The 2,581-nt window shown below is 65.3% G+C and carries 2 protein-coding genes; both read left to right on the top strand.

Going from position 1 to position 2,581, the window contains the following annotated elements; genetic code table 11:
• The first annotated feature begins 133 nt into the window (after window positions 1-133).
• Window positions 134-1,675 (top strand): IS21-like element IS1415 family transposase, encoded by a 1,542-nt coding sequence (istA, locus tag G9U53_RS33195; RefSeq protein WP_030538069.1) that lies wholly within the window; start codon window positions 134-136, stop codon window positions 1,673-1,675.
• The gene (gene istB / locus G9U53_RS33190) at window positions 1,675-2,466 is read left to right on the top strand and encodes an IS21-like element IS1415 family helper ATPase IstB (RefSeq protein ID WP_003944771.1); all 792 of its coding nucleotides are present in this window, start codon (window positions 1,675-1,677) and stop codon (window positions 2,464-2,466) included. The genes istA and istB overlap by 1 nt, the downstream gene beginning before the upstream one ends.
• Window positions 2,467-2,581 lie beyond the last annotated feature (115 nt).

Genomic DNA, 2,581 nt, shown 5'->3' with positions numbered 1-2,581 from the left:
TGTCGACGGCCATCGTAAGCTCCCCACTGGCGGCCATTTATGGCGCATTTTGTGGCCATGGTTTCTCCCCGCGTACGGCCAGATAGTTCCCCACCTGCTGTGAGTCAGATTCGGTCCCGGCAACGCTGGGTGGATGAAATCGAGCAGGGAGATCATGGAAATTTTGGAGGCGTACGACCTCACGGGTAGTTATCGGGCGGCGGCGGAGCTGGCTGGGTGTGATCACCACACGGTGGCCCGGTATGTGCAGATGCGCGCTGCGGGGCAGCCGCCGGACCGCCGGCGGCATCGAGCGCGGGCGATCGACGACTTTCTGCCGAAGATCGAGGAGTTGGTGGTCCGCTCGCAGGGCAAGGTCCGCGCGGATGTCATCCACGAACGGATCGTCGCGCTGGGGTTCACCGGCGGTGAGCGGACCACGCGCCGGACGGTCGCGGAGGCGAAGGCCCAGTTTCGGGCTGGTCGGCGGCGAGTGTATCGGCCGTGGGTAACCGAACCTGGGCTGTGGTTACAGTACGACTTCGGTGACGGGCCAACGATTTCCGGCCGGAAGACGACGTTGTTCTGCGCATGGTTGGCGTGGTCGCGATTTCGGGTGGTGATCCCGATCTGGGACAAGACATTGCCGACGGTGGCGGCGTGTTTGGATGCGACATTCCGCCGCTTGGGCGGGGTTCCGGTCTATGTCCTCACCGACAACGAGAAGACCGCGACGATCGATCACGTGGCCGGGATCGCGGTCCGCAATCCGGAGATCGTGGAGGTGGCACGGCATTACGGCACGACGCTGCGGACGTGTTTACCTGCTGATCCGGAGTCGAAGGGAGGAAGTGAGGCGACGGTGCGGATCGCCAAAGCCGACCTGTTGCCGAAGGAGGTGAACCTGCGCGAGCAGTATCACTCTTTCGGTGAGCTCGAGTCGGCTTGCCGGCAGTTCTGCACCGACGTCAACACCCGCGTCCACAGCTCTACTCGGCGGCGGCCGGTCGAGCGGCTGGCCGAAGAGTTGCAGCGGCTGCATCCGCTGCCGAAATCTCCGTTCACCGCGGTGTTCGGCACTACCCGGCGGGTGAACTGGGAGTCGACGATCTCGGTGGAAGGGGTGCGGTATTCGGTGCCGCACACGTTGATCGACACTCGGGTCTGGGCCCGCTTCCATGGTGAGGAGCTGATCGTGACCGCCGTCGACAATGATGGCGGTGCAGTCGAAGTCGCGCGGCACCGCCGCGGCCAACCCGGTTCACCGGTCCTCGACAACGACCACTACCCACCCCGCCCAGACCGCGACGCCGCCGACCGGGTGCCCAAGCCTCGTACCGCCGCCGAGCTCGCCTTCCTACAGTTGGGCCAGGGTGCCAACAGCTGGCTGGTCGAGGCTGCCGCCGCGGGAGCGCGCCGCATCAGGGCGAAGATGGCCGAGGCCGTGGACCTTTCGAAGCTGCACTCCCCGGACGCAGTCGACAGAGCGTTGGGGACGGCGGCGATGACCGGCCGGTTCGCCGATCGGGACCTGATCTCGATCCTCGACTACCAAGTCACCCACGAACACGCTGATCCGGTCCGTCGCAGCGAGAACCACACTCTGCAACCGGGCACCGCCGCCTGGTCCACCTTCGGCCAGACACCAGCGCCGGCCAGCCCAGCCACTACTGACGATGAAAGCGATGACGCCTGATGAGCACCCCTTTGCGCACTGTTACCAGCGCTAACGGCGACCCGTTGGCCGAGGCGATCGACCTGACTAAACGCCTGAAACTGCCCCATATCCGCAGGTCCTTGAGCGATATCATCCCGACCGCGAAAGCCCAACGCTGGGACCCCGCCGAAGTCGTGCGGGTTCTCCTCGCTGAGGAAGCCGCCGGCCGGGACCGGGCGAACCTGCACACTCGCCGCAAACGCGCGGGTTTCCCTACCGGCAAGACCTTCGGCGACTGGGACGAAACGAAATCGTCGATTCCCCGCGCCACCCAGGACGCGCTCCGCACCCTGGAGTGGGTCGGGCGGCGTGAATGTTTCTGCGTCTGTGGGCCTTCGGGAACTGGCAAGTCTCACTTCACCGAGGCACTCGGGCAGGCCGCAGTCGAAGCTGGGCTGGCGGTGTCTTGGTTCACCATCGAAGACCTCGGTGCCCTGGTCCGCCGGCACCGTGCCGACGACTCCATCGCCCGAGCCCTGACGAGGATCATCCGCTCCGACCTGATCATCGTCGACGACATCGGTCTGCTCCCGGTCTCTGAAGACGCCGCCGAAGGATTCTATCGCCTCGTCGACGCTGCCTACGAACGCCGAGCGATTGCCGTCTCGAGCAACCTGCACCCCTCCGGCTTCGACGAGATCATGCCCAAAACATTGGCCACCGCCACCGTTGACCGGCTCCTGCACCATGCGCACGTCGTCGTCACCGACGGCGACTCCTTCCGCCTCACCGAAGCCACCACCGGCAAGGGGGTGAAGCCCTTCAGCTAACCCAAATCAGAAAGCGGGTGGGGAAAAACAACTGGCCGCCACCGGGGAGAACCCGTGGCCACCAGCGGGGAGAACTACTGGCCGCCTACGGGGAGAACTTCGTGGCCATTGACAC

This window comes from Rhodococcus sp. D-46 (assembly GCF_011290655.1).
Taxonomy (GTDB): domain Bacteria; phylum Actinomycetota; class Actinomycetes; order Mycobacteriales; family Mycobacteriaceae; genus Rhodococcus_F; species Rhodococcus_F qingshengii.
The sequence above is the reverse complement of the archived record's forward strand: the minus strand, read 5'-3'. Positions and strand labels throughout refer to the sequence as shown.

What these genes read in the sequence shown, in the direction of transcription:
- istA (WP_030538069.1), top strand. Translation starts at nt 134, where the DNA reads ATGAAATCGAGCAGGGAGATCATGGAAATTTTGGAGGCGTACGACCTC.
- istB (WP_003944771.1), top strand. Translation starts at nt 1,675, where the DNA reads ATGAGCACCCCTTTGCGCACTGTTACCAGCGCTAACGGCGACCCGTTG.